We start from the raw sequence: 19,514 nt of genomic DNA, 5'->3' as shown, positions 1-19,514 counted from the left end.
CTCTTAACAAAGTGGAAGGGACTTTTTTCCCGATACGCGTATATTCCTTACCATTATATTTTTTCTCGTAAGATTTTCATTCTTGTGGGAAGAATACTGCCTTCAATTTCAAATATGGCCCTAAATCTCGTGCTTTTTTATTTTCTAATAAGATAGCTGTTTGGGTTTCCGATGCTATATTATCGTTAGAGAATTATAAGTTGTTTTTTTTAGCTTCATTGTTGCACAAAAAGTGCCCCCATTCCAGTAACCATCGTAACAATGATAGGAGAAATTGTAAGATTATTACTTATCCCATACAGCAAAAATGCAGTACTATCATTTATCCGGTGCAATCAGAATGTAGCGTTACCAATTATCCATTCCTGCATCATAACTCCTCCCACTTTTTATAATCGTTGGAAGGCTACTTTTTCAAAAGCATTTTTGCAAGAGAACTGATCACTACACGCTCTGTCATAGCACCCATATAAATACACAACAGTTTTCGAGGAGAGAATATAATCACTAACACACAAACCATTCTTTGCCTGATCTAGACACAAAAACGGGCTGGGCAATACGTCGTACCGATGCTCATATATTTAGTGGAACGGTTAATTTTCAAGCACGCCGTTTTGAAGGCGATTGGATGCGTCATTTAAACTTGGTAAAATGGCTTACAGAAATGAAGGCAACAGCCGATAGTCGTATTTTTGAAGAGTACGTCGGCATATTGGTACAGATGCTTCCCATGTTTATGACTGCTCGTTAAGGATCTTAACAGCATGGTGTAAACTTCACAAAATTCCTTACAAAGGCATCCCTGTTGGCACAATTAAGAAGGCAATTACAGGAAATACCTCAAAAGAAAAGATGATACAGGTAATATGTTCCAAAGGACACAAACCTAAGGATGATAATGAAGCAGATGCTTTAGCAATTTTATATTTAATGAAAGAGAGGGTATACATGTCTAGTAAATTATCGTGGACGAGGCTGTTTGCAGATAAGTGAATTCTTGGTCTTGCTTGTTTATCTCCTATTGAATGCAATGTGTATATAAAATTACGTTTGCAAACGCTTTATACTGAAGAGCTCCTTTTTAATAACCTCAAGGTTTTGGCTAATTATACTAGCTGTTCAGTAAAAATGTTTATGAAAACATTAGATAGCTTAATAAACAAAGGTAATATCAGGTGTTCAGAAGATGGCCGTTCGTGGAGTTCAGGTGTTGAAGAAGAACTCAATAATTGCAATGAACATTTAGAGAAGGTATCAAAAACATCTCGGTCAAGATGCTTGTTATCATGCTAAAGACCCTGAAAATGCTGAAAGCTATGCTAAAACTGTTAAGCGTGATGCTAACAATATGCTTAATGATACCTATATACATAGCATAAATAATAACACTAACATTAACAGTTATAATAAAAAAACTAACACTATCGTGTTAGCAAATCCAATCGAAATGGGTGCAGACAATCAACCTCCTGTTCACGAGCAAGAAAACGTTCCTAAAAAAGCAAAACGGGCAAGAACTGATCGCGGCTGTCGATTACCGGACAATTTCGAACCTAATGTGCAATACGCAATTGATCAGGGATTAACGCATGATGAGACGTTATTAGAATTCGAAAAATTTAGAAATTTTTGGTTAGCAAAATCAGGTAAGGATGCAACCAAAAAGGATTGGCAAACAACATGGCGCAATTGGGTGCGAAGAGCTATCGATGATTTAACGAAAGGAAAAAACTATGGAAAAGCGATCATTGAGAACACAGGACAACAACGCAGCCGCGCTTATCGAATTACACAACACATATCCGATGTTAAAAATTCAGACAGTCCGTACAAATTTCTATTCGAGGATGATGCAAACTCCTCCATTCCATTGGCTAGCGGACAAAAAAACCATCACCTGCAGAAGCGGAGAGAATTATCTCGTTGGGTAATGAAGTTTTGCAAAAGCTTGATGAAAAAGCTTCTGAGGAAGAAATAAAAGCTATGTTTCTCATGCTTTCTGGTTGGCTTAAAAGCCAACTTAGAGAAAATGAAAAAGCCACAGCGGTTGCTTATCTTTTTTCTCTTGGTGGTTTAAGCCGTTGGGCAATCAAAACCGCCACAAGAAATGTGATGAAAGGAGAAGCAGAAGGTTTGTCGACAACGTTTATGCCTGCTTCTCCAGATCTCCTACTTTATTACAAAAAGCTTGAAGACAATATTCGATCTACAGTTGAAAGGATATTCAAAGAACTCAATAGACCAGAGATGAAACCGAAAGAAGAGCCTGTTTCTGCTGAAAAATAGGACGAGCTGGTACAAATGCTTAAAAAAAACCAAGATTGATTTAAGTGCTTTCGAAAATCAATCTGACTAAACCGCTTGAGTGATTTTTTTTACACGAATGAGAGAAAAAATGGCACAATACTTTTTTGATGAAAATTTAGAACTTAAAAACTTTTTAGCTCAGATTTCAGAACGCATCAAACAAGGTCACGCAGAGATTACGGCTGAAGAGGAACAGCAAGCACTAAAAGTTTGTCAAAAGCTGAAAGAAACAATTGCTATGGAAGCCTCTTCCGATGCTATTTGTAAGACTTTTGATCTGCTTGAAGGCGGCTTAATAATGCGACAAATAGCGGATGCAGAAGTTTGTACTCGCGCTTACACTATAGCACTTTTTGGTATTTCACAATGGGCTTTATGCCGAGCTGTTAATCAGATTTTGCGTGGTGAAGTCAAGGGTAAGTCAACAACGTTTGTACCAACATCTGCTGATCTTGCAGCATATTGTCGAGGTTTAGAAAAAGATCTTTGTTCAGATGTTGAGTTTGTGTTTACAGCTCTTAAAGAAAAATAGCAACGAGGTTATCATTTTTTGCTTAGATATAGGTTTTAAAGAATGATCAAAAGGTTTTTTTAATGTATAATGCATTTTTAGAAAAGAAAATAACTGTAGAGTATCAAATTTATAAAACAAATAAATCCATTAATACAAATTAAATATTTTATGATACATGAACTGAAAAATATTTGTTTTAAAAAACATGAATAATCAGAATTAATCCGAAAAATATTGCGACAGTTATTAGCTCCTTTCATGTATTTTTAAAATAGCAGAGCGTTTCTTTTAATTTTTATAAAAGGGTTGCCCATGCTATGTTTTTTTGAAAGATGTATTTTAGTATCAAAATGCAAGCAATGGTATAAGCTTATGGAGCTCAGTGTTTAAAGCTATCATTAACTATAGACGATGTTAACTAAAACATTAAAAGCAACTGGATGCAATAGAAGACATTGCTATAAAAAAACAAATGCTGAAAAGACTAAAAGGTAGTTTGTGTTTTTATATCGAAAATAATTTAAGAAATTGAGATCATAATTTTTCCAGGGGAAATGAATATGTTTACAGATAAGCAGCTAAGGGCCTTGTTTGGCGTTATAATTTTTATATTTTTATGTTTTTTAGGAATTAAAAAAAATCTTGACTTTATTCAGGGTATTTTGACTTTCACATCTGTTTCTTTGGTAATAGTAACAACTGTTTTTGCAATTTTATGCAATTCTAATATCCCTTCTGAGTTGCAGAACAACCCAAAATATAAATACGGTGATACAACCGCTTGGAAGAGATTAACAGGTGATTTACAACAGTATATGCACAAACTCTTAAAGCTCATAATTTTAGCGCTTGTAGTCTTAATTATTCCAAGTAGTTATAAAGAAACGGTTTCTTTGCCTGTCATTTCCAAGTACGTGGAACATAAGTTTTCTTTTTCATTGGATATCGTACTTTGGTATTTAGATATTGCTCTTTGGTCTTTAAATATTGTACTTTGGTACTTTTTTTTAGTCTGTGTATTATTTCTTATGTTTCGTACACGCAGTTTAATAAATATATCTATTTACGCACTACAGTCTTCCATTAAGAATCCAGAGTAAATTTTTCGATTTCGCACTTTAATTCTTCTTTTACAGAGTTTTCATTATACATACCATTATCATTCTTTTCTAATTTAATAGAAAGTTTATGTTGAAAACTTTCAGTATTAAATATTACATCAAAATTGTTATATGTATCTCCAACAAAATTTATTCCTTTCAATACAGGATTTATTTCACCTTTTTTAAAAAATCCCAAAACAGAATTTTTTAAATTATTTTCTTCTTTTAATTTGATATCTAAACTGAATTCTATTTCAGAAAAATCATCCGTGGGAAATTCACCAAGAGTATTTTTAGCCATCTCTATAAGATCTTTCTCTGATGGTATTCCAAAAAGATCTGATTGTTTTGGTTGTTTATATTTCAGTTTTATTTCTTTAATTAAACGCAACCTTTTTTCAAGCTCTTTCTTATCAACAATACCAGGTGAGATATCAATCCTTTTCTGGGGAAAAGATTTTTTGTAACATGACTGCAAGAATTTATTTAACTTTTTATTTGAAGAAAAAAGAGTGGCCTCTGTAGGAATCAAAATTCCAAAATATTGCCGATTTTGCTCAACTAATTTTTCAGAACGTGGATTAGGAATAGTCTGAAAGTTGTTTTCGGAATCAACCACTTCAGGATTGTAAGGACTTCCTTCTCCCATTAAAACATAAATCCAATAGCAAGTATTCGAATTCACAGAAAACTTTTCGATTGTTAAGAAGATAACATATTGATCATCAACTTTAAGTTTGTAGGTTTTTTCTTTTAGAAAAAAATCATTATGACTTATATTAATCGACTTTGGATCTGTATCTATTTTATATTTATAAGAAAGAAAATTAATGGTATTCATAAAGTTAACACAATTATAATGTTTATAGCCTTACTCAGGTGGTAGCTGTTGCCCAAGTTATCTCAATTACTATGGGAGTTAGGTTTTATATCTTAATATCTTGCACCATTCAGAATCATTTAGTAGAAAATGGAAGGTATAGGCTTTTAATTGCGAAAGCAATACGAGTTTTAGAGAACTCTTACAGTGAATACTGCTTAGATTTTAAATACAACCCCCTCTTCTCCACTTTCAGAGTGGGGAGGATGATCTTAAGCTGTGTCTTGATTATAATCACAACCTGCTTACCTAGCACAGCTAGTGCTTGTTCTAATGTGTGACGTTTAGTTGGATGGTTTAGATCAAGAATGCGACACGCTTCAGTTTCTTTCTTGCCAAGACGATTAGCTAATTCTGTTTTTGCGATATTAGCATTATTAAAAACTTCTACTACTGCTAATTTGAGAGCATTCCATGTGTCTACTGTCACCATTACAAGACCTTTATATTGCTGTGGTATAGGTAAAGGTAAACCACGCATAAGATAAGCTACGTAACGCTAGTCCCAACGCTTCAACAGCATTTTCTAATGCCTCTGCTCGATTTTCTCCAGCTGTTATTGCTTCAGGTACATCTGGAAAAGTCACAACAAAACCACCATCTGAATCGGTTTCCAACTTTGCTTGATAGGTGTATTTCATATGTGAGTCTCCTTATCACTACTGAGATGAGCTTGAAACGAAAAGTAATGAAAGCATTTGAATCGAGGCTTCATACCCCCAACTGTTTTTTATTATTTTCACGTAAAATGGCGTCAATTCATCAGATTTTACAACTGTTGTTTTATCTCTAAAAATTACTCAATAATGGGATCCTTTTTCTGCATCAGGAACTTCACTGTAATGAACGCCTCTTTTTCTAGCTTCTTTACGTAATTCTCTAAGCAGTGCCTCTCTTTTTATTTAATCACCTCCTCAATTCATAAAATGACTATCGCACATAAAAGTTTGATACAATATCTTTTATTTAGAGAATATGTTTTGAAAAATGATGTGATGTACTATTATGAAGTCTCATGTATTAAATTCAATAAATTGCTTCATTTCTTCCCCCAAAAGGATACAGAATGTGCCTAACAAAGTGACATTAATTAGGCGTTCGGGTGCCAATCCCGAAAGCAAAACAATAAATAATGGTGCTAAGGTGATCAATTTTCGTATGGCTACTTCTGAAAGTTATACTGATTAGGGATCCCCATAATGAATAAAAATACAATAAAATCAGTATATTAAGTGTATTTATTTTATTTGAATCCACCTATGAATCCACACTTTTATGCACGATTCAATTGACCATTTTTTACAAACAATAGCCATCTATAAACAGAGCATAAAAAGCAAATCATGATGCCAATATTATAACACATGAGAGCATTCAAATAAAATGCAAAGCAGTTATCATTCATAACAGCTCATAAATTTTACAAGACGTTTTTATCATAATAAATCGCATTGTTAAAACGCAATTGAATATGAGAGCTTGTTTAAATGCAAATATTTGAAACGTTCTTTAAGAGGTTAATCCAAATTTAGATTGAGTAATTTTAGTCACCTCAAAAATGAGGGCATTCAAATGTAATGATCTAAAAGAACGCTTTCATAATCATTCCTTATATTATTTTGGATAAGTTTTTATAAAACGAATAGAAAGCTTGCAATATAATATGTTTTGTATATAGTTAGTTGCTATCAATTTCTTTTATAGTAGTTCCTTAATATCTATTCATAAAGCCGCGTCATAAATTGGCACGGCTTTCTTTTTTACACTCTTGTCTCTTAAGATGGCATTAAGAATATCACTTTTAGAAACCTCCTTATTTTTTGGAACTACCCTAATCTTACTTTGTCGATTGAGTTTTGCACGCCCACAAACTCGACCAAAAACTTCTATCGTATAAGAAACCTGAGCCTTTTCATAAACAGAGCCATAGATTTTTGCATTACCAAACACATGAGCATTTTGAAAAACCCATGCTTTATTGGAAATATGAGCATTGTCATAAACATGGGCATTGCCATACACATAGCCACCGATAGCAGCATGATCGTAAACTTTTGCGTTTTCAAAAACACGACCAGGCTTTAAAACATAGGCATTATCATAAACCCAGCAATTGCCATCATGAGAGAGGTTATCTTCCTTTTCGATATACCCCCCCTAGATCGCCTTTTTTAACATCACCAAAATCTCTTAAAGCTCTAATACGGTATAAAAAGTGATCATCTATTAATTCACAATCATCAATAAATTCATATTTTTTTACAGGCTCTTGTTTTGCAAGCGATGCATTGTCATTTGTATTGGAAGAGAGAGCGAAGGTATTTTTTACTGTAGTATTCATAATTAAAACCTAACTGTTAAATTTTTGAATTGACACCTATAAAGGCGCCGAGCGCTCAAAACACGGCAGTTAGTCCGTTGTTATGCTTTTCTCCATAAAGGAGTATTGTATGACATAACGACACCCGACAGAATCTTCATATACTAACAAGAGTATAAAAGACAGTCAGTTTTTTCTACAATAGAGATTAGGTTTATCGAACCCATTCGCTAACTGTTTAGTGTTTTCATCACTTGATTATTTATATAACAAAATACGTATTTATTGTTAATCATATTTTATTCTTTTTTTGTGTTTTTTATAATTATTTTTTATACCATTATGTATAAATATGCGTCATATGCTTGTTAATATTTTCTGTTTTATTGCCTCTATTTGAATCTATATTACGCAATTGCGTTATTTTTATTTTTTAAATGTCATAATAACTAAAATCGCTCTTATGATGCTTATTTTTAACTTTATAAAGCTTCATTATTTTTATGAAACGCCTTGTGAATATTTTTGTGAATTTCGTTGTTATTTTATAAAGAGACCGCATTCTTATAACCAACACTTTTTATTCAAATCTATTGTTTTGATTCATTCTCTACAGAGAGCACATCGTTTTGATAAAACAAAATGATAAATATGATCATGCGGTTTTGATTTGTTATAAAAACATTTCGAATTCTTATATCCTTATCAAAATACCTTTTAATGGGCTTTTGTCTCTTTTGTCAGTTAATCTACCCTCCCATCCATAAAAAAATTGAGAGAAAAAATAAAAACTTTATATTTCAATAGGTTAGTATTTTTCAAAATTTTGAAACATCACGTATAAAAGTAATGTGAGTAAAATAGACAATTAATGACACGCGTTTTGTCTGTTTTGTCAATTTTTGTCAGTAAATTTAACAAACAATTGTTATGATTAGAGTGCGTGTTTAAATCATGTTTTATGAGAGAACATATAAATCTTTAAAGCCTTTCAAAAGACAGTTTGTAATTATGAGAGATGCTATCAAGGCTTTTATAGCTTATAGTTTTGAGGGTTTTGAAGGTGTCATAACGTAAAGAATAAAAACATCCATTCTTCTCTTTAAAGAGAGGTTTTGAGAGTGTCTTAAGAAGTGCCTCATTGTTGTGTCCTCTGATTTTTCACCAAAGGATGCCATTCATAGCGTATGGTAGGACGATCACCTTTTTGATCCTTGTCTTCAGAGATTTCACGAAGATAGTTGCAACGACATAAAAGCTCTAAAGCTTTTTTTATGGCTTCCTTACCTTTTAAACGCGTCCAATTACGCTGGTGAATATCACGAGCAGAAAGACACTAGGCAAACAATCACAACGCTCTACAATCAAATTTGCACGCTCTGTTGTTAAGCTATCATCCACCGCATAAAGACGTTTTATATGACTTAACAAATAGGTTTCCCAACGCAAGGCTGTTTGAAGAGCTTCTTTATTGATTTCCAAACGACCACCTTCGACAAGTTCAAAAATCAGGGTCTTAACGTTAAAGGCATTTGTTCCGGATCAAAAGGTTCAACCGGTAAAAGCGCTTTGTTTAACGGTTTTAATTCTCCCCAACCCATCTGTTGCAAAGCCTGTTCATAAGGGATGGCTTGTAAACAGGGATGCTCCTTTAAAGAGACAGTGTTATTATCATTTACAGAACTATTTTCATTGTTATCGAGACTATGTTTTGTCATTGTTTTTCTCTTCCATAATTTAATAATAAAACGTTAAAATCGGTGTTTTGCGGGGCTTGCATCATCAAGACATTGAAGCCTTGGCTATAGGCGCGGGTAGCAAGGGCAAAACCTGCTTTACGACCCGCCTCATCGCCATCCATAGCTATGGTGAGCCGAGCTTTATCGATATGGGGTAAGCGCAGCACATGCATCATGCCACTTGTAGAAAGGGATGCCCATAAAGTAACAGGCTCCGATAACAGACCAGATGGCGACGGAATGTTGAAACGCTTATATGCAATAATTGTGCACTTTCACGGTCTGTAAGAAGAACATCATTTTCAGTCATAACTAAATCCTTTCAATCTAAAAAAATATTAACAAATCATAAGCATTTATTAACCATATTTTATTAAGATTGCAAAGTAAGTTTATTTATAAAAAACAGTACTTTATGATGTATTTTCTCATTTGATAATTTATGAGTCTTATTGAGCAAAAATGAGAGAACGAAGAGAGAAAGTTATCCACAGATAATGAAGGAATGATGGGGTACAAAACCCCATCTTTTAAGATTGGCCTATAACATAAGCCGCCCATTTATTCATATAAACACGGCGCTGTTCTAAATAATCAGTACGACGGTAAGCACGCTCTACTTTACCCCCGACCGTATGACTTAGAATGGTTTCTGCTACCTCAAAAGAAGCATCTGTTGTTTCTTCTAGCCAATCACGTAAACTAGACCGAAAGCCATGAGGACAAGCATCAAGTCCAATTCTCTTCATATAATGTGACATGCAATTATCAGCAAGGGGACCCCGACCAGTTGCAGAGAAAAAGAAATCATTGCGAGAGAGAGGACGCGCTTGTTTCAAAATTTCCAATGCTTCTGTTGTTAAAGGCACACGAAACTCTGTTGTAGCATTACGCTTTCCTTTCATATTCTCAGCAGGGATGGTCCATATATCACCATCAACTTGATCTTTATGGCTATGACACAAGGGGTAGGTACGAACGCCTGTAAGAATAAGCAGACGCAAAGCCAGTTGTGTTAGAGTTGGTGTTTCTCAAAGTGTTTGATAAAAAGCCGGTATCTCTTTCCAATCCATTGCTGGTCTATTTTTAACTTTATGGCGTTGTTTTCCTAAGAGAGCTTTTGCTTTTGCTGTTGCTTGTAAATCAACATCTAAACCCATTGCAGCAGCATGTTTGAGACAAAGATTAAGACGAATGAGAGCTTTTTCTGCTGTTCTAGCTTTAGTATGCCAGATGGGAGCAAGCGTATTGCGTATATCGGTTTGTGTAATTTCTGAAACCGGCATACAACCTAACTTAGGGAGAATATGAAGTTGTAAAGATGAAAACCAATTCCCATCTTTACCATCATGTTTGAGTTCAGCTTTACGGCTTTCAAAAGCATCGAGAGCAATATCTTTTAAATAATGGAGATTGCGCATTGCCTCACGCTTTTGTTTTTCACGTTCTTTAATGGGGTCACGACCCTCATTCAAAACAGAACGCCATTGGGTTGCTAATTCACGGGCTTTTTTTTAAGAAACATTTCTTAAAGCACCCAAGCCCATTTCACGACGGTGTCCGTGAATGGTATATCGGTAAATCCATTGAGCACCCCCATCTTTACCCTTATGAAGTAACAAGCCAGCACCATCATTATATTTACCAGCCCCCAATGTTGTGACAGCTCTTGCATTAAGACGATTCATAAGAGGCATTTTTGTTCCTTTCTAAACTGTTTTCTATCCACACGATAACCCCGCTTATGACGTGCAAATAAGTGATTATGATTGATTGAACATAAGCAGATTTGGTATGAGAGAATCCTACAATATTCGGACGTCTAATTCAATATGCAAAACAGTAAATTATCGTTATAAATCAATTGGTTGCATGATAAGTATAGTTACTAAAAAATATGAATTAACAAATAAAATAAAACACTTGAAAGATAAAATGACACAAAGAATGACAACGCTTTATCGCATTCGTGCTTTAAAAAGCTTTTCTGATGCCAAGGCTGGTCAATTAATTAGGCGGCTTTATTGAAAATAAAAGTAACCTCTCTCATGATGGTAACTGCTGGGTTTATAATGAGGCATGGGTTTAATAAATATGCCCGTGTTTATGACAATGCGTATCTTTCTCATAATGGTTGTCTTTTTGAAGATACAAGCAAGGCTTTATGGCAATGCTAGGGTTCTAGGCTCTACCTGTCTTTTTAATTATACGCAAGTTTATGGGCATGCTATTGTTAACAAACGTGCGCAAATAAGATAATAATATGAAGGATCTAAATAAAATAAACTGTCTGGAGTATCCAAAGAGAACAACATGTTGCTAGAAAAGACTTAAAATAGTAGAAAATTTTTTCTACCAGATTTCATTCACTCTAAAAGATTTTATAGATTCAACTCTATAGACTTCTCTTCTAAAGAGGAGAATTATAATCCTTTTCCATAAATAACGCAATGTTGTAAAAACTCGCTCCCATTATTTTGCTAAATCATTTGAATAATTATGAATGTATTGAAAAAGATTGATGACTTGACTATTTAGATTACTTATGCTGATAAGTCATTGCCTAATGGAATAAATAACTAAATCCTCCGTGCATACACTTTATTGTCTGTATGTATAATCTGTAAATTTCGACTTTGATTAGCCCTCAGGCTTTTTTCTCAATAAAACTCCAATGTTCTCTAAAATATATCTCTCATGCTTCTACGGCAGAAACTCAGCTAAAATAATATATCCTCTTACCCTACCAATTGAATATAGAGAATATGGAGGCGTATAAATATCGTCCTAAATCTGCATACAAACGTCCCATTTTTGAACAAAATGATATTATAGTTTTCCAAAATATACCATGCTTTCCCGGATGAGAAGGTATAATAACTTTATTCAAAAAAGGATCAACTTGCTCGTTAGGAAATATATTTTTCGCAGAAAACGTAGGCATAAGCATAAAAAATTCTGCTCTTTGAAAAACTGTATGCTCAGACGCTTTCACGACAGATGAAAAAAATAAGACAATACAACATACAAAAAACAATACCTGATATTCATACTTTTAACCATATATTTATCTTTAATGCTTGCAATGAATTTAACATAATGTCAATTTGTGCATACACTATAAATATAAATAATCATAAAGAAATTTTTAATAATTCATTAAACATAGATATTTAAAAAATTGCTCATATTTATATTTAAAAGATTACTTTATATCTTTTTCCATAAAACTTCCCAATAAAGTTAAAAATAAGCTACATAGTTTATCAACGATGGTTTTGCGCTCTATAATATACATATTGGTATATTATTATGCTTCTTTTTAATATGATTATTTATACAATGCGCTATAATTTTCTTTTATCCTCCTATATTGCCTCTATTTAAAGTGGGAATTATCCTTTTGGGACATAATGAGAGGACTAGCTTTTCTAACTGTCAGTGCAATAAAGGAAGCAATCAACACTTTCAGAAAACCACCAATCAAAAAACCTGATGAACTTATTAAAGCTGTTAGTAAAGGAACCTGAGTAATATAAGCCATCCACGGTATTCCAAAAAGATAAACAACCCCAATCCCACCTACGGTATTTATCAAAAACAATATTATAAAATTTAGTCGATGCCAAAGCAACTCGACCATAAAACCAATAAAAAATGCAGCAACTGCAAAACCAATCAGATAGCCTCCACCAGCTCCCACGAAAGAACCAATTCCCCCACGTCCACCAGCTAATAGAGGTAATCCAATCGCTACAAGGACAAGGAAAAGAAGAGAGGCCAAAAATCCTCTTTTTGCTCCTAGTATAGACCCTGCTAACATTGGTCCCATTGACTGAGCTGTAATAGGAAGCCCGAGAAAAAAAGGAAGGAAAATAGGAGGAAAAAGTCCTAAAATCGCGTAAATGGCTGCAAATAAAGCAATATAAGTTAGATCTTTTGTATTCATTGAATTATCCCCTTACTATGAATAACTTTATCATCATCAGATATTTTATTATCAGATTCAGCATCATAAGAACGTGCTTCTAGTGCTTCAGCAACTTCTGAAGCCATCCTTATTGTTCGTATAATTAATGGCATTGCAAGAGCAGCAATGTTCGTATCAAATCCACGAGCTCGCTGTGCTTCACGCACTTCATTGAACTTTTCACCAACAACCGGAATAAATCTGATTGCCATAGATAACACCATACTAATTTTTGATGGATTGATACCAAAGCGTTGAAATGGTTGGAGCCATATTTCAATTGAATTCACCATATCTGAAACTTTAGTGGTTAAAGACACAAGAGATGCCAAAAAAACAAGAGAAAGTAAACGCAATATAATCTCAAAACCTGTAAACCAGCTTTTGAAAATAACTTGAAACACAAATATAAGAACTAAAAACAAGCCCATTGTTTTAAATTGTTTTAAGACATTGTTAAAAGGAATTTTCGCAGCTTTATAAAGTAAAGCTACAAATAATAAAAAGAGAAAAAGGATGGGTATCGATGATACCATCAGTAGGCCACTTGCACATAGCGCAAGGAATAAGAGCTTACTTCCTGGGCTCATCCTATGAATAAAGGTATCTTGAGAGAAATATAAGCTGATCACGACATTCTTCTTATATATTCTTTGATAGCAACAAAAGGTACATCATCAGCAACTATTTCCCCCTTATCAAAAACTAGTATTCTATCAAAATTTCTGAGAAATTCCAAATCATGTGATACCACGATCGCCGTTTGTGATAATTCTTCTATAACGTGCGTAACACGGCGCTTATTGCGCAAATCAAGTAATGTCGTTGGCTCATCAAAAACAATATAGTCCGGCTTCATCGCCACGATACCCGAAATGGCAATTAATTGTTTTTGACCACCACTTAATAAATGAACCGCGTGATTTCTAAAATTTTGAAGATCATAGCGCTGTAAAATCTCATCGACACGCTTCTTAATTTCATCTTTGCTAAGTTTTAGATTTTTGAGACCAAAAGACAAATCTTCTTCCACTAATGGTAAAACAATTTGATTATCAGGATTTTGAAAAACAAATCCTACTTTACGCTTTACTGCCTTCGCATCGCGCTTTGTATCAAGCCCATCAACGCTTACAAAACCGTGAGATGGTAATTGTAATCCATTGATAAGACGAACAAATGTGCTTTTGCCGGAACCATTTGCGCCAATGATAGCTATTCGTCTTTCGGTAAGCTCTACAGTAATATTCTTTAAAACACACAAATCACCAAAAACTTGTGTTACCTTATCAAATTTTATCATCCCCCAAATTTATTCCAATCAATCCTTATTACCCTTTTCTATCGCTATCGCTTTAGCTTATAACCTAACAGTAAAAACAAGCACCATATAGGAATAATAATAACTGCTAAACTCATATCAGGCATCTGCATAGGAATATATGTTTCAAGAGAGGGTATCTTTATTCCTATCATATCAAAAAGTCGAACCATTAACCCATCTTTTCCAAATCCACTTAAAAACATAATGCAAAATAATAAAGCAAGAAAACAGAGGCAAAGATAATTAGCGTAAGGGTATAAACCAAACGCATAAATAAAGTCTTCTTTTCTGTTTTTATGAGCTTTTCGAAATTTTAAATGCACAATAATAATAATAGCCCAAGTAATAACCGCTGCTGCTGTTGCAAGAGCCATGATTCGCATAAAACTATTATCAGGAATAAGAGCATTAACAACGATAATCATCGCGGTACAAATCGATGAAAAAAGGATAGCAATGTAAGGAACACGAGCTGCATTAAGTTTACTAAAAATATGTGGAGCATTTCTTTGTACAGCTAAACTATAAAGCATACGACCATTGGAATAAATACCACTGTTGTAAACCGAAATAGCAGCCATAATGACTACAAAATTCAAAATATGACCCGCAGCTGGAATTCCTATTGTCTCAAAAATTGTAACAAAAGGACTACCATTTTTCTCGATCATATTCCACGGGCTTATCATCATAATAACGCTAATGGAGCCAATATAAAAAATTATAATTCTCCACATAACTTTACGAATAGCGATGGGTATTGTCTTTCGTGGATTTGAGATCTCTCCAGCAGCAATACCAATTAATTCTGTTCCTCCAAAAGAAAACATCACCACGCATGTAGCTAAAACAACCCCTGTTGCACCATAAGGGAAAAAACCACCATGAGACCAAAGATGGTGAATGCCGACTTGATATCCATCTATTCCAGTGAGAATAAGAAAAATTCCAAAAATAATCATACCAACAACAGCAACCATTTTAATCAAAGCGAAGAAAAATTCAAATTCACCGTAAAAACGAACATTCAACAAATTAATCAATGTTACAAGCAAAAGAACAAAGAAGGATGACTTCCAATGATCAATCAAAATCCAATGATCTAGATAAAATCCAATAACTGTAAGTTCGGTCATACTAACGAGAATATAAAGAAACCAATAATTCCAACCTGTTATGAAACCAGCTAAATTCCCCCAATATTTATAGGCAAAGAAACTAAAAGCGCCTGATGTTGGCTCTTCTACTGACATCTCACCAAGCATTCGCATGATGAAATAGATAATAAGTCCTCCAAAAAGATATGCTAGAATGGTTGAAGGACCAGCTAATTTTATAGACTCTGTTGACCCATAAAAAAGGCCTGTTCCAATAACCCCCCCTAAAGCAATCATTTGAACGTGACGATTTTGCAGATTACGCTTTAATTCATTATGCTTTTCCTCAAACACCATTCTCCATTACCTTTTTTTGAATTCAAAATAAATTTTTATTGAGATAAAATAATCCTAGTTTTTATGCATCTTTTTCAAAAAAATACAAAAAATTATTTCTTGTCACACTGCAACCCCTTGTTTTTGTATGCATTATGTGAATGTTCCGTTAAAATTATAGGAAAAAAATATGCTCCGTCCTTTACTCAAATTAATGGCTTTCATTTTCGTTACACTAGCAATTATACTCTTCGTTATCGATACCGTACACTCTGTGAGTGCATCACATTGGATGACAACCCCTTTAAATAAAATGCTAGCAAACCTTCTGCAAACAGATATCTATCACCTTAACCAGTCTATACATAATACCATACCAGCTTTTCTATCCACAATTTGCATTATTCTTACTTGTTTACCAACATGGTTTATCTTAGGTGTTTTGGCAATAATATTTTGTATCTTGAATCATAAAAAACAAAAACATTTTCATAAAATATTATATACAGAAGAATATATTTGATCTTGTTAATATTTTACTAGAATTTATAATATCGATACAACAAATACACTTCAAAGAATTTGATCCTTTAAGATAGTGGAAAGCTATTTTATTAAGGGAAGCGAGCTTAAAAGCATCTTACTATCAGTACAACTAGCTTAAGATAGATATAAGCAAATACAGAGCACACCATTTTTATCAATTAAGAAATTAGCAACTAAAATTAATCCTCCATTATACCAAAAAATTTGTACAGGAAGCTAGAAGGTTTTAAAATAGCCGATTTTCCTATAATCCCTATTGATGAGAAGATGGTAAAATAATACCATCGCAAACACTCTGTTCTTCTAAATCCGAAAATTTTCTCATTAAAATATTAAGTTTTTTAGATATCTCATTCAAACTTTTCCATTGATCAGTTACCACACAAGAAAGCTCATCAATAAGTTTTTCTTGATAAGCTAGCTTCGTTTCTAATTCTATCAGCCTATTTTCATTCGACATGGCTCTTGCTCCATTCTAAATAGAAAAATGTATTTAATTCATTAAGCCGCTACTTTTATTCTTATTTCTATAAAAATGGGAAGTAATTTTTCTAATAATTCCACCGATCTTATCTTCACCTCATAAAGGTTGAGGTCTTTTATTCCTCTTGCTGCCTACATAATAATTTTTTTCATCCCATAGAAGCAACAGATATTCCTATCTTTATGAGGAAATTTTGACATCATTTCCTACTCCAAAGATGTATTTTTCATACAATCTACTAAGTTTGAGCGTGATCTTAAATTGGAAAGCATTTTATAGAATTGAAATCAAAAAAATACTGTTTCACTCTTACCCTTTGCATTCCCCCTTTCCTCTCTCAATAATGACAACATCTTATAAATTATTGAAAAAAATGTATACTTGCTTTTACGAAAACTTTTGGTTATTACCCTTAAACTGGCTTTTGTCTCATTCAATACAAGTCTACGCCGCATTAGCTCAGTTGGTAGAGCACATCATTCGTAATGATGGGGTCGCTGGTTCGAATCCAGCATGCGGCACCGTTTTATTTGTTTAACATATTGAAATATATAATCTTTTTCTTTTAAAAGCTTATTTCAGACTACCTTTTAGACCACCTTCTACAGTTTATACAACTTTACCTTAACATGGGGAGTGCCTTTATATTCCTGTGGGAGGAATATTGCCTTCAATTTCAAATATGGTCCCAAATCCCGTGCTTTTTTATCTTCTAATAGAATAGCGGTCTGGGTTTCTGATGCTATAGTTTGTCGTTGGAAGATTTTAAGTTGTTTTTTTAAGCTTCGTTGTTGCACAAAAAGTATCACCATTCCAGTAACTATCGTAGCAATGACAGGAGCAATCGTAAGATTATTATTTATCCAGTACAGCAAAAATACAGCACTATCATTTATCCAGTGCAATAAGAATACAACCTTATCAACTACCCATTCTTGCATCTTTCCCCTCCCCACTTTTTTAGAATCGTTGGGAGATTACTTTTTCACAAACATTTTTTCAAGACAGCCAATCGCAACGCGCTCTGTCATGGCAAATATATAATACACAACAGCCTTAAGGGAGGAATATGATCACTAACGCACCAACCATTCTTTGCCTGATTTAGGCACCAAAACGGGATGGGCGATAAGTGGTGTGGATGATCACATAACAAGTGGAACAATCAATTTTCAATCACGCCGTTTTGAAGGCGGGGGTATGCGTTATTTGCGTTTTAAGCAATGGCTTACAGAACTGAAATCAACAGCCGGTGGCATTGACGCCGTGTATTTTGAAGAGGTGCGCCGTCATGTTGGTAGCGATGCAGCGCATGTTTACGGTGGTTTGTTAGGGATCTTAACAGCTTGGTGTAAACATCATCAGATACCTTACAAGGGCATTCCTGTTGGCACAATTAAGAAGGCAACGACAAGAAAAGGAAATGCCTTAAAAGAAGAGATGATACAAGCGATGTGTGCAAAGGGACACAAGCCTAAGGATGATAATGAAGTGGATGCATTAGCAATTTTATATTTAATGAAAGAAGGGGGTATACATGTCTAGTAAATTACCGTGGACGAGGCTTTTTTCCTACAAATGGCTTATAGTTCTTTTTTGTTTGTCGCCGACCGAGAAATGTATCTATATCATGTTGCGGCTTTTAATGCTCCATAATGGTGAACCTGGTTTCAAATGACTTAAGGGCATTATCTCTTTATACTGGTTACCCAGTAGAAGAGTTTGAAGTAGCTTTGAATTCTTTGATTGAACGTGGTTGCTTCATACATTTAGACGATAGTCGATTGTGGAATTCAGAAGTTGAGAAAGAATTAAAAGAAGCCGCTTTTACTCAAGAACAGGAAGACAACTATGTCCAGTAAATTACCTTGGGTCCGTAATTTTTATCAAGAGTGGATTATGGACTTTGCTGACACTGATGCAGCAGAGAAAGCTACTTATAGTACACTCACTGCTCTTATGTATCGATCTTGTGAACCGATTTATGATGATACTGCTGCTTTAGCACGCATCGTTGGTTGTTCAGTGCAAACGTTTAAAAAATCATTAGAAAAAAATTAATTCTTCAATTGGAAGATGGAAATTTGTGGAGTACACAAGTTGAAGAAGAATTAAAAAATTGTAATGAGAATTTAAATAGGCTTTTTGAAAAAGCTATCAAAGCTGCAAATACTAGAAAAAATAAGCAGAAGGATAACACATCAAAAGAATATGATGCATCTATCATGACATCATCACGACAACACATTAACAATAACATTAACAGTTATAATAAAAAACTAACACTATCGTGTTAGCAAAAAAAGAAAACGATTTTGATTTAGAAAATATCGAAATTGTTGATCAGGCTCTCAAGCCATCAGAGGATGATGATTGCGAAAAGCTAGCAGATGCAATCGCAACGGGTGCAGAGGATCATCCTTCCATTCACGAGCAAGAAAACGTTTCCAAAAAAGCCAAGCGGTCTAGAACTGATCGCGGCTGTCGATTGCCAGACGATTTTGAACCGGATTACGATTTTGCAATTGCAGAGGGCTTGCCTCCAGAGCGTGTGAAAGTCGAAATCGCAAAGTTTCGAGATTACTGGTGTTCAAAAAGTGGAGCCAATGCAACCAAAACCGATTGGCAAGCAATATGGCGCAATTGGGTGCGAAAAGCTATCGATGATTTAACGAAAGGAAAAAACTATGGAAAAGCGATCATTGAAAACACAAGAGAACAACGCAGCCGCTCTTATCGAGTTGCACAATACATGTCCGATATCAAAAATTCAGATAATTCGTTCAAGTTTTTATTCAAAGATGGTAAAGGAACCACCCTTCCTTTGATTAACGGGATAAAAACCATCGAGTGCCGAAGCGGAGAGAATTACCTCACTAGCCAATGATGCG

General features: G+C 34.2%; 15 protein-coding genes, 1 tRNA gene and 10 pseudogenes. 12 read left to right on the top strand and 14 right to left on the bottom strand.

Going from position 1 to position 19,514, the window contains the following annotated elements; translation table 11 throughout:
• Positions 1–500: 500 nt before the first annotated feature.
• The 5 genes and pseudogenes from AC0QT1_RS04610 (at position 501) to AC0QT1_RS04590 (ending at position 3,924) form a co-directional block, all read left to right on the top strand.
• Positions 501–996 (top strand): annotated as a pseudogene (locus AC0QT1_RS04610) (hypothetical protein).
• Between the two features lie 454 nt (positions 997–1,450).
• Positions 1,451–1,981 carry a hypothetical protein gene (locus AC0QT1_RS04605; protein WP_473201734.1) on the top strand — a complete coding sequence of 177 codons (531 nt, stop codon included), beginning with the start codon at positions 1,451–1,453 and terminating at the stop codon, positions 1,979–1,981.
• Positions 1,927–2,289, top strand: a complete 363-nt coding sequence (locus AC0QT1_RS04600) for a hypothetical protein (protein WP_473201733.1) — start codon at positions 1,927–1,929, stop codon at positions 2,287–2,289. Before AC0QT1_RS04605 ends, AC0QT1_RS04600 begins: the two co-directional genes overlap by 55 nt.
• A gap of 109 nt (positions 2,290–2,398) precedes the next feature.
• On the top strand, positions 2,399–2,842 hold the full coding sequence (locus AC0QT1_RS04595) for a hypothetical protein (protein ID WP_473201195.1): 444 nt from the start codon (positions 2,399–2,401) through the stop codon (positions 2,840–2,842).
• A gap of 542 nt (positions 2,843–3,384) precedes the next feature.
• On the top strand, positions 3,385–3,924 hold the full coding sequence (locus AC0QT1_RS04590; RefSeq protein WP_473201194.1) for a hypothetical protein: 540 nt from the start codon (positions 3,385–3,387) through the stop codon (positions 3,922–3,924).
• Here the strand turns inward: AC0QT1_RS04590 and AC0QT1_RS04585 are convergent.
• Together AC0QT1_RS04585 and AC0QT1_RS04580 are read right to left on the bottom strand one after the other, a co-directional pair.
• Positions 3,908–4,768 carry a hypothetical protein gene (locus AC0QT1_RS04585; RefSeq protein WP_473201193.1) on the bottom strand — a complete coding sequence of 287 codons (861 nt, stop codon included), beginning with the start codon at positions 4,766–4,768 and terminating at the stop codon, positions 3,908–3,910. The two genes, AC0QT1_RS04590 and AC0QT1_RS04585, sit on opposite strands and share 17 nt — an antisense overlap.
• Before the next feature lie 262 nt (positions 4,769–5,030).
• Positions 5,031–5,448 (bottom strand): annotated as a pseudogene (locus AC0QT1_RS04580) (type II toxin-antitoxin system HicB family antitoxin); the annotation flags it as partial.
• A 427-nt stretch (positions 5,449–5,875) separates the two neighbouring features.
• Here AC0QT1_RS04580 and AC0QT1_RS04575 point away from each other — a divergent pair.
• Positions 5,876–5,992: pseudogene (locus tag AC0QT1_RS04575) on the top strand (single-stranded DNA-binding protein); the annotation flags it as partial.
• 537 nt (positions 5,993–6,529) lie between these two features.
• Here the strand turns inward: AC0QT1_RS04575 and AC0QT1_RS04570 are convergent.
• The 6 genes and pseudogenes from AC0QT1_RS04570 to AC0QT1_RS04545 all read right to left on the bottom strand — a co-directional run bounded on the left by AC0QT1_RS04570 (position 6,530) and on the right by AC0QT1_RS04545 (position 10,563).
• A pseudogene (locus AC0QT1_RS04570) lies at positions 6,530–7,148 on the bottom strand (LbetaH domain-containing protein).
• A gap of 1,117 nt (positions 7,149–8,265) precedes the next feature.
• Positions 8,266–8,639: pseudogene (locus AC0QT1_RS04565) on the bottom strand (hypothetical protein); the annotation flags it as partial.
• On the bottom strand, positions 8,636–8,845 hold the full coding sequence (locus tag AC0QT1_RS04560) for a hypothetical protein (protein ID WP_473201192.1): 210 nt from the start codon (positions 8,843–8,845) through the stop codon (positions 8,636–8,638). The pseudogene AC0QT1_RS04565 and the gene AC0QT1_RS04560, both read right to left, overlap by 4 nt.
• Positions 8,842–9,096, bottom strand: a pseudogene (locus tag AC0QT1_RS04555) (toprim domain-containing protein); the annotation flags it as partial. The gene AC0QT1_RS04560 and the pseudogene AC0QT1_RS04555, both read right to left, overlap by 4 nt.
• Positions 9,093–9,176: pseudogene (locus AC0QT1_RS04550) on the bottom strand (helix-turn-helix transcriptional regulator); the annotation flags it as partial. The pseudogenes AC0QT1_RS04550 and AC0QT1_RS04555, both read right to left, overlap by 4 nt.
• Before the next feature lie 220 nt (positions 9,177–9,396).
• Positions 9,397–10,563: pseudogene (locus tag AC0QT1_RS04545) on the bottom strand (tyrosine-type recombinase/integrase).
• Positions 10,564–10,960: 397 nt separating this feature from the next.
• Between AC0QT1_RS04545 and AC0QT1_RS04540 the strand changes: the two are divergent.
• The gene (locus tag AC0QT1_RS04540) at positions 10,961–11,125 is read left to right on the top strand and encodes a hypothetical protein (protein ID WP_473201191.1); all 165 of its coding nucleotides are present in this window, start codon (positions 10,961–10,963) and stop codon (positions 11,123–11,125) included.
• Between the two features lie 1,120 nt (positions 11,126–12,245).
• Here AC0QT1_RS04540 and AC0QT1_RS04535 read toward each other — a convergent pair.
• From AC0QT1_RS04535 to AC0QT1_RS04520, 4 genes are read right to left on the bottom strand one after another with little or no spacing between them, the layout of a single operon-like run.
• The gene (locus tag AC0QT1_RS04535; RefSeq protein ID WP_473201190.1) at positions 12,246–12,815 is read right to left on the bottom strand and encodes a biotin transporter BioY; all 570 of its coding nucleotides are present in this window, start codon (positions 12,813–12,815) and stop codon (positions 12,246–12,248) included.
• Entirely contained in the window at positions 12,812–13,468 is a 657-nt protein-coding gene (locus AC0QT1_RS04530; protein ID WP_473201189.1) for an energy-coupling factor transporter transmembrane component T family protein, read from the bottom strand. Before AC0QT1_RS04530 ends, AC0QT1_RS04535 begins: the two co-directional genes overlap by 4 nt.
• Positions 13,465–14,139 carry an energy-coupling factor ABC transporter ATP-binding protein gene (locus AC0QT1_RS04525; protein WP_473201188.1) on the bottom strand — a complete coding sequence of 225 codons (675 nt, stop codon included), beginning with the start codon at positions 14,137–14,139 and terminating at the stop codon, positions 13,465–13,467. Before AC0QT1_RS04525 ends, AC0QT1_RS04530 begins: the two co-directional genes overlap by 4 nt.
• A gap of 44 nt (positions 14,140–14,183) precedes the next feature.
• Positions 14,184–15,614 carry an amino acid permease gene (locus tag AC0QT1_RS04520; protein ID WP_473201187.1) on the bottom strand — a complete coding sequence of 477 codons (1,431 nt, stop codon included), beginning with the start codon at positions 15,612–15,614 and terminating at the stop codon, positions 14,184–14,186.
• Between the two features lie 169 nt (positions 15,615–15,783).
• Here AC0QT1_RS04520 and AC0QT1_RS04515 point away from each other — a divergent pair, with 169 nt between their 5' ends.
• Positions 15,784–16,116 carry a hypothetical protein gene (locus AC0QT1_RS04515; RefSeq protein ID WP_473201732.1) on the top strand — a complete coding sequence of 111 codons (333 nt, stop codon included), beginning with the start codon at positions 15,784–15,786 and terminating at the stop codon, positions 16,114–16,116.
• Between the two features lie 276 nt (positions 16,117–16,392).
• Here the strand turns inward: AC0QT1_RS04515 and AC0QT1_RS04510 are convergent, their stop codons facing one another.
• The gene (locus tag AC0QT1_RS04510) at positions 16,393–16,599 is read right to left on the bottom strand and encodes a SlyX family protein (protein WP_473201731.1); all 207 of its coding nucleotides are present in this window, start codon (positions 16,597–16,599) and stop codon (positions 16,393–16,395) included.
• Positions 16,600–17,071: 472 nt separating this feature from the next.
• Between AC0QT1_RS04510 and AC0QT1_RS04505 the strand changes: the two genes are divergently transcribed.
• Positions 17,072–17,144: transfer RNA gene (locus AC0QT1_RS04505), tRNA-Thr, on the top strand.
• An 81-nt stretch (positions 17,145–17,225) separates the two neighbouring features.
• On the opposite strand, the gene AC0QT1_RS04500 is transcribed toward AC0QT1_RS04505, so the two are convergent.
• A complete protein-coding gene (locus tag AC0QT1_RS04500) occupies positions 17,226–17,564 on the bottom strand; it encodes a hypothetical protein (protein WP_473201730.1) in 339 nt (112 codons plus the stop codon).
• A gap of 128 nt (positions 17,565–17,692) precedes the next feature.
• Between AC0QT1_RS04500 and AC0QT1_RS04495 the strand changes: the two are divergent.
• The 3 genes and pseudogenes from AC0QT1_RS04495 to AC0QT1_RS04485 all read left to right on the top strand — a co-directional run bounded on the left by AC0QT1_RS04495 (position 17,693) and on the right by AC0QT1_RS04485 (position 19,510).
• Positions 17,693–18,168, top strand: a pseudogene (locus AC0QT1_RS04495) (crossover junction endodeoxyribonuclease RuvC).
• Between the two features lie 110 nt (positions 18,169–18,278).
• Positions 18,279–18,485, top strand: coding sequence for a hypothetical protein (locus AC0QT1_RS04490; protein ID WP_473201182.1), 207 nt, complete (start codon positions 18,279–18,281; stop codon positions 18,483–18,485).
• A pseudogene (locus AC0QT1_RS04485) lies at positions 18,475–19,510 on the top strand (DUF1376 domain-containing protein). Before AC0QT1_RS04490 ends, AC0QT1_RS04485 begins: the two are co-directional and overlap by 11 nt.
• Positions 19,511–19,514 lie beyond the last annotated feature (4 nt).

The sequence above is a fragment of the Bartonella sp. P12B genome (genome assembly GCF_055796185.1).
This window is presented reverse-complemented; position numbering and strand designations above follow the sequence as displayed.

Excerpts from the sequence above, each read along its gene's own strand:
- AC0QT1_RS04510 (WP_473201731.1), bottom strand. The coding sequence starts at position 16,599 with ATGTCGAATGAAAATAGGCTGATAGAATTAGAAACGAAGCTAGCTTAT.
- AC0QT1_RS04605 (WP_473201734.1), top strand. The coding sequence starts at position 1,451 with ATGGGTGCAGACAATCAACCTCCTGTTCACGAGCAAGAAAACGTTCCT.
- AC0QT1_RS04525 (WP_473201188.1), bottom strand. The coding sequence starts at position 14,139 with ATGATAAAATTTGATAAGGTAACACAAGTTTTTGGTGATTTGTGTGTT.
- AC0QT1_RS04535 (WP_473201190.1), bottom strand. The coding sequence starts at position 12,815 with ATGAATACAAAAGATCTAACTTATATTGCTTTATTTGCAGCCATTTAC.
- AC0QT1_RS04595 (WP_473201195.1), top strand. The coding sequence starts at position 2,399 with ATGGCACAATACTTTTTTGATGAAAATTTAGAACTTAAAAACTTTTTA.
- AC0QT1_RS04590 (WP_473201194.1), top strand. The coding sequence starts at position 3,385 with ATGTTTACAGATAAGCAGCTAAGGGCCTTGTTTGGCGTTATAATTTTT.
- AC0QT1_RS04540 (WP_473201191.1), top strand. The coding sequence starts at position 10,961 with ATGCCCGTGTTTATGACAATGCGTATCTTTCTCATAATGGTTGTCTTT.
- AC0QT1_RS04585 (WP_473201193.1), bottom strand. The coding sequence starts at position 4,768 with ATGAATACCATTAATTTTCTTTCTTATAAATATAAAATAGATACAGAT.
- AC0QT1_RS04520 (WP_473201187.1), bottom strand. The coding sequence starts at position 15,614 with ATGGTGTTTGAGGAAAAGCATAATGAATTAAAGCGTAATCTGCAAAAT.
- AC0QT1_RS04515 (WP_473201732.1), top strand. The coding sequence starts at position 15,784 with ATGCTCCGTCCTTTACTCAAATTAATGGCTTTCATTTTCGTTACACTA.
- AC0QT1_RS04560 (WP_473201192.1), bottom strand. The coding sequence starts at position 8,845 with ATGACAAAACATAGTCTCGATAACAATGAAAATAGTTCTGTAAATGAT.
- AC0QT1_RS04500 (WP_473201730.1), bottom strand. The coding sequence starts at position 17,564 with ATGCAAGAATGGGTAGTTGATAAGGTTGTATTCTTATTGCACTGGATA.
- AC0QT1_RS04490 (WP_473201182.1), top strand. The coding sequence starts at position 18,279 with ATGGTGAACCTGGTTTCAAATGACTTAAGGGCATTATCTCTTTATACT.